Source organism: Micromonospora inaquosa (assembly GCF_003857055.1).
Lineage (GTDB): Bacteria > Actinomycetota > Actinomycetes > Mycobacteriales > Micromonosporaceae > Micromonospora > Micromonospora inaquosa.
In genome coordinates, this window is record NZ_QGSZ01000212.1 from 1 (window position 1) to 6,164 (window position 6,164).

A 6,164-nucleotide genomic window follows, 5' to 3' on the forward strand; every position below is an offset into this window, starting at 1 on the left:
GGCGTGGGTCGGGGTTCCGGCGTCGGCGCCGGGCCGGGCGGGTACGGACCAGGGGCCGGCGCGGGTTCCGGTTCCGGTGGCGGCGGCTGCGTCGGCCCGGGGCCGGGTGGTGTGGGCTCCGGCTCCGGAGTCGACGGCGTCGAGGGTTGGGCCGGCTCGGTACCCACCGGCGCGGATCGGTAGACGGCGGGTGAGCTCTCCCGAAGGTCCGGGCTGCCCAGGGTGCCGGCCGTGCCCCGGCTGCCGCTCGGAACCGTGGCGCTGGCCCGGGCCGACCGGGGGGAGCCGCTCCGCTGCCCCGGCAACGACGTGTCGGCTGGGCTGGCCGAGCCGGCCGCCCGGTAGGTGGTCGCGGTGACCGGAGCGCTGGCCGGCAGGTCGCCGCGGAGAGCCTTGGCGGTCACCACGCTGGCGCGGGCGCGTACCGGCGTGGAGATCTGCTCCGGGCGCGCGTCGACCGCGGCCCCGGCGTCGGACCCGACGATGTCCGCGGCGGCGTCCTTGCCGTCGGGAGCGGCGTCGGTGCTGGCGGGTACGTCGTCGACATCGGCGGGCACGTCGTCATCGGCGTCGGTCGAGGCGTTCGCGACGACCGGGCGGCCAGCGTCGCTGTCGGTCGGGCCAGCGTCGCTGTCGGCGGAGCCGGCGTCGGTCGGGCTGGCGTCGCCGTCGGTCGGGCTGGCGTCGGCCGGGCTGGCGTCGCCGTCGGTCGGGCTGGCGTCGCCGTCGGTCGGGCTGGCGTCGCCGTCGGCCGGGCTGGTGTCGGCCGGGCTGGTGTCAGCCGGGCTGGTCGCTGCCGCGCTGGTGGCGTTGGCGGCCACCGGGTCGGCGGTGTCCGGCCCTGGTCGGCCGGCCTGGTCGACCAGGGGGTCGACAGTCTCCGCCGGATCTCTCTGCTCGGCCATTTCCGCCCTCCGCGCCATGCTCGCACCCGGACCCGTGACGTCGAGTCGGATGTGCCTGGATGTCACGGTGCCACAGATCTCCCCAAGCGGACAGCCGGAGCGGGTCGTGGCGGATCAGCCCGCGGTGCTGGCGCTGGTGGTCGAGCTGGCACCGCCTGTCGCGCTCGCGCTGGCCTTCGGCGTCGTCGTCGGCGTCGTCGTCGGAGGCACGCTGTTCGGCGCGCTGGGCGGTGCCGGGGGCAGGGTCGTCGGAGTGGTCGGCGGCTTCGTCGTGGTGCCGCCGGTCGGGGTGGTCGTCGGGGTGGTCGGCGGCTTCGTCGTGGCACCGCCGGTCGGGGTGGTCGTCGGCGTCGGCGTCGTCGTCGGCGTGGTGGTCGGCTTCGTGGTCGGCGTCGTCGTCGGGGTGGTGGTCTTCGTCGGCTTTGGCGTCGGGGTGGTGGTCTTGGTGGGCTTCGGGGTGGGCGTCGGCTTCGCGGGCGAGACGGGCGTGGTCGGACTGGTCACGACCGGTGCCGGCACCGCGCCGATCACCCGGGTGGCCGCGTACAGCCGGGACCAGCGGACGACCGAGATCTTGACGACGTCGCCGGTGGTGGGCGCCTGCACCATCTTGCCGTTGCCGATGTACATGCCGACGTGGTGGATCGTCGTCCAGCTGCTGCCCGAGGCGAAGAAGAGCAGGTCGCCGGGGAGCAGCGCGCTCTGCGGAACGGTACGACCCCTGGTGGCGGCGTACTGGTCGCGGGAGACCCGGGGCAGGTCGAAGTAGCGGGCGCCCGGGGATCGGTACGCCGCCCACATCAGGCCGGAGCAGTCGAACTCGTCCGGCCCCTCCTCGGACCACTTGTACGGGTCGCCGAGCTGGGCGAGCGCGTACCGGACCGCGGCCAGGGCCCGGGGGTGCGCGGCCATGCCGCTGATGCTCTGGTTGGAGACGTAGCCGGCGCCGACCTGCTGCTCGGCGGCTTCCTGCTGGCGCTCGATCTCGATCAGCGCGGCGGCGTTGTCCCGGCGCAGCTTGAGCAGGCTCGCCTCGGCGGCGCGGAGCGCCGTCTCACCAGTGGTGAACTCCACCTCGGCGGCGGCGAGCAGGTCCTTGGCCTCGCTGTGCTTCTGGTACGCGGCCTGCTCAGCGGCGCGGGCCCGGGACAGCTCCCCGGCCACCCCGGTGGTGCCGCCGTCGACCTTCTCGCCACGGGTGATCGCCTGCAGGCGGCTCAGCCCGCGGATGTCCTGGGCGAGTTCGCCCGGCGGCAGTGCGGCAGCCGCCTTGATGGCCTCGGCGGCGGCGGTGTCGGCGGTCTGCTGGGCCCGGAGCAGGGCGTCCTGTGCGGTCGCCAGCGCCTTGCCGGCCGCGTCGAGCTGCGCCTGGGCGTCGACGCGTTTCTGCCGGCTCAGCAGTAACGCCTCGCCGAGCGTGCCGACCTGGACCTCGCCCGCGGCGATCGCGGTGGCCAGCGGGCCCGTGCCGATGTTGACCACCGGCGGGGCGGGCACGCCGGCGACCGGTGCGCCGCCGGGCAGCTGAAGCGAGCCGGTGACCGCCGGGCGTGAGCCGGTGTCCGGCACCGTGGTCGGCACGCCGGGCTCCGCGTACGCGGGGGTGGCCAGCACGGCCGCGGCGATCGCGCCGAGCAGGGCGGCCCAGAGCTTCGGACGCAGCACCGGCGAGATCACCGGGCTCCGTCGTCGCTGCCGTCGCCCGCGCCCGCTGTAGACCATGCCGCTCCCCGTCCAACTGCTCGTCGCCGCGCTCGGTGGGCGCGACCGCCGGGACGGTACCAGTGTGTGTGTTCCGCCCCACCTTGTTACTACCGCACCTCGCCACTCATGTCGATGCGTTGGCGGGTTACGGGAGGCTGAGAGTCTGGTGAAGTGGGTCGCTGCCGTCGACCGTGCCGCCGGGCCCGTCGGGGCCGCGACGTACGCTCGATCCGGACCGCAGGTGGAAGGGACGTGCCATGGACGCCGGACTCAAGCGTGAGCTCGAAGCGAAGGTGTACGCCGGTGAGCGGCTGACCCGTGAGGATGGGGTCGCCCTCTACGAGAGCGACGACCTGACCTGGCTGGGGCGGTTGGCGCACCACAAGCGCACCGAGCTGAACGGCGACCGGGTGATGTTCAACGTCAACCGGCACCTCAACCTGACCAACGTCTGTTCGGCGTCCTGTGCGTACTGCTCGTTCCAGCGCAAGCCGGGCGAGAAGGACGCGTACACGATGCGCATCGACGAGGCGGTCCGCAAGGCCAAGGAGATGGAGGACGAGCAGCTCACCGAGCTGCACATCGTCAACGGTCTGCACCCCACGCTGCCCTGGCGTTACTACCCGAAGGTGCTGCGCGAGCTGAAGGCGGCGCTGCCGACCGTCAAGCTCAAGTGCTTCACGGCGACCGAGGTGCAGTGGTTCGAGAAGATCAGCGGTCTGAGCGCCGACGAGATTCTCGACGAGCTGATGGACGCTGGCCTGGAGTCGCTGACCGGTGGTGGCGCGGAGATCTTCGACTGGGAGGTCCGGCAGCACATCGTCGACCACGCCTGCCACTGGGAAGACTGGTCGCGTATTCACGCGCTGGCGCACAGCAAGGGCATGAAGACCCCGGCGACGATGCTGTACGGCCACATCGAGGAGCCCCGGCACCGCGTCGACCACGTGCTGCGGCTGCGTGAGTTGCAGGACGAGACCGGTGGCTTCGCGGTCTTCATCCCGCTGCGCTACCAGCACGACTTCGTCGACTCGGCGGACGGCAAGATCCGTAACCGGATCCAGGCCCGCACCACGATGGCTTCGCCGGCCGAGTCGCTGAAGACGTTCGCCGTCTCCCGGCTGCTCTTCGACAACGTGCCGCACCTGAAGAACTTCTGGGTGATGCACGGGCTGTCGGTGGCTCAGCTCTCGTTGAACTTCGGCGTGGACGACCTGGACGGCTCCGTCGTCGAATACAAGATCACTCACGACGCCGACTCGTACGGCACCCCGAACACCATGCACCGCGACGACCTGCTGCACCTGATCTGGGACGCCGGGTTCCAGCCGGTCGAGCGGGACACCCGCTACAACGTGGTCCGGGAGTACGACAAGGCGCCGTCGCTGGCCGAGCGGCGCGCCGAGCCGCAGCAGGTCTGGGCCTGAGCCGCCACGTACCCTCGCAGTCGATGACCGAGCAACGAGGACCTGAGCAGCAGAGTGGCTTTCCCCGCCGGGACGCCGAGGGGCGCATCCGTACCCTGGGCGATCTGCTCGGGGTGTGCCTGGCCGGCCTGGTCATCGGCGTGCTCGCGTTGGTGCTGTTCGAGTGGGCGTTCGCCTCGATCGGTTCCGGCGAGTTCGGGCACACCAATGGTTGGCTGGCGGTGATCCTGCCGGCCTGGTTGTTCTGGGACGACTTCCGGGCCTGGGAGTTCGGGGCGGCCCGGGTGGTGGCTGCGGTGGTCGCGGCTGCCGTCGGGGTGTTCGTGGGGCTGCTGATCGCCGGTCTGGGCTCGGGGTTGCCGCCGCTGCTCTCCGGCGCGTTGGCGGCGGGGGCGTTCACCGTGGCGTACGCGGTCCTCTGGTTCCGGGGCGTCCGCTGGCTGGCCCGCCGGACCGGCTGACCACGACCGCCCGCCGGGCGGCTCGAACCTTCCGCCGGCAGTGGCGGGCGACGGAGAGAACGGAGTGGTGCGGGTGAGCGCCGCGCTCAAGTACACGCTGGGCCGGATCGGGCTGTTCGTCGCCGTGCTGGCGGGTCTCTGGCTGATCGACATGAACGTGTTCCTGAAGCTGATGCTGGCGTTGGTTTTCTCCGCCGCGCTCTCCTTCTTCCTGCTGCGCGGCTGGCGGGACGAGATGGCCGCGGAGATCGCCGAAGCAGCCGAACGCCGCAAGGTGGAGAAGGAACGTCTCCGCTCCGCCCTGGCCGGCGAAGACCAGCCCCCCACCGACCAGCCCCCCACCGACCAGCCCTCGCGTTGATCAAGAGGTTTGCGTCACCGGGAGCCCGTTCCGTGACGCAAACCTCTTGATCACCCGGCTGAAGGGGGGTTACCAGTTGGTGGAGCCTGGGACCTTGGGCCAGGGCTTTGAGATTGGCTTGATCAGGTAGGCGATGCCGCCGGAGCCGCCGGAGACGCCGCCACTGGCGTTGGTGCGCTTGGTCCGCAGCCAGATCTGCTCGAACTGCGCCCGCTTGTAGACGTTGCGCACCACGTCGTTGCTGGACGAGGCCGGGTCGTTGACGATCACGTCGCCGTCGGCGGTGAAGCCGACCACCACGAAGAGGTGCCCGGAGGTGCCGTAGTTCGCCCCGTCCAGCTCACTGGCGAGGAAGGACTGACTGGTCACGACGGGGATGCCGGCGGCGATGAAACGCTCCAGCTCGTCGAGCGAGTGCAGCCGGGTCACCCGGCCCTCCAGCCCCGGGAAGCTGGCCGCGTACGCGGTGTTGAACGGCCAGTTGCCCGCGCCGTCGTACGCGTAGTCGTAGGTCATCCGCGCGGCGTGGTTGACGGTGGGGTCGGGGTAGGTCGGGTCGACCCACGAGGTGTCGGCCTCCGAGGGCTTGCGGCCCCAGTACTCGACAACCATCTCCGTCGACGTGGGTGAACACCACGCCTCGCCGCCGCCGTCGTACTCGGGGTAGTGCCCGCTGTGCACGTTCTGCGAGTAGCGCGGCACCGGCAGCTCCCGGCCCCAGGCGATGTGCCCGGCGCTCGGCGGCACGGTGAACCGGTCCGGCACGGTGGAGCTCATCGCACCCAGCATCCGGACCACCGGCGCGGCGCTCTGCCCGGGCGCGCGGTAGAGGGTCAGTTTGAGCTGGTACGAGCGGAGCAGCACCCCGACGGTGGCGTCGTCGATGCTGAAGGTGTCGGTCCAGATCGTCGACCAGGGGTCGCCCTGCCGGTTGACGCTGGTCCGCTTGATGTCGGTGTCGCCGGACGCCCAGCGGCCCAGGACGTACCACGGGGTCTGGTCGCCGCTGGTGTAGTTGCCCTGCATCTCCACCTGGATCCAGGTGCCGGCGGGGGTCTCCGCGTTCCAGGAGGCGATCAGTTCGGTGGCGTCGAACCCGATCCGGGTCACCGGCGAGGTCCAGGTGCCGTACTCCCAGGTGCGGGTCGCGCCGGTGTGCGGGTCCGCGTACTCGATGGTGCCGGCCGGGCGGGCCAGGGTGACGCCCGCGCGGGCGCCGGGCAGGACGCGGGTGCCGGCCTGGCTGCCGCGGTGCCAGTCGGCGGGGCCGGACCAGTCCTGGTAGGTGATCTGCTCGTCGTGGGCG

Annotated in this window: 6 protein-coding genes; 3 read left to right on the top strand and 3 right to left on the bottom strand. The window is 71.9% G+C overall.

Going from position 1 to position 6,164, the window contains the following annotated elements; all coding sequences use genetic code 11:
- Both DLJ59_RS36625 and DLJ59_RS15960 read right to left on the bottom strand, forming a co-directional pair.
- Positions 1-905, bottom strand: a 905-nt coding sequence (locus DLJ59_RS36625) for a hypothetical protein (protein ID WP_425271428.1), incomplete at its 3' end; no start/stop codon positions are given.
- A 114-nt stretch (positions 906-1,019) separates the two neighbouring features.
- Entirely contained in the window at positions 1,020-2,627 is a 1,608-nt protein-coding gene (locus DLJ59_RS15960; protein WP_124773431.1) for a C40 family peptidase, read from the bottom strand.
- A gap of 239 nt (positions 2,628-2,866) precedes the next feature.
- Between DLJ59_RS15960 and mqnE the strand changes: the two genes are divergently transcribed.
- The 3 genes from mqnE (at position 2,867) to DLJ59_RS15975 (ending at position 4,858) form a co-directional block, all read left to right on the top strand.
- A complete protein-coding gene (gene mqnE, locus DLJ59_RS15965; RefSeq protein ID WP_030334058.1) occupies positions 2,867-4,036 on the top strand; it encodes an aminofutalosine synthase MqnE in 1,170 nt (389 codons plus the stop codon).
- A gap of 23 nt (positions 4,037-4,059) precedes the next feature.
- The gene (locus DLJ59_RS15970; RefSeq protein ID WP_124773432.1) at positions 4,060-4,497 is read left to right on the top strand and encodes a hypothetical protein; all 438 of its coding nucleotides are present in this window, start codon (positions 4,060-4,062) and stop codon (positions 4,495-4,497) included.
- 73 nt (positions 4,498-4,570) lie between these two features.
- Positions 4,571-4,858, top strand: a complete 288-nt coding sequence (locus DLJ59_RS15975; protein ID WP_124773433.1) for a DUF4229 domain-containing protein — start codon at positions 4,571-4,573, stop codon at positions 4,856-4,858.
- Positions 4,859-4,927: 69 nt separating this feature from the next.
- Here the strand turns inward: DLJ59_RS15975 and DLJ59_RS15980 are convergent.
- On the bottom strand, positions 4,928-6,164 hold a 1,237-nt coding region (locus DLJ59_RS15980), incomplete at its 5' end, for a C39 family peptidase (RefSeq protein WP_148096951.1).

What these genes read in the sequence shown, in the direction of transcription:
- DLJ59_RS15960 (WP_124773431.1), bottom strand. Translation starts at nt 2,627, where the DNA reads ATGGTCTACAGCGGGCGCGGGCGACGGCAGCGACGACGGAGCCCGGTG.
- mqnE (WP_030334058.1), top strand. Translation starts at nt 2,867, where the DNA reads ATGGACGCCGGACTCAAGCGTGAGCTCGAAGCGAAGGTGTACGCCGGT.
- DLJ59_RS15970 (WP_124773432.1), top strand. Translation starts at nt 4,060, where the DNA reads ATGACCGAGCAACGAGGACCTGAGCAGCAGAGTGGCTTTCCCCGCCGG.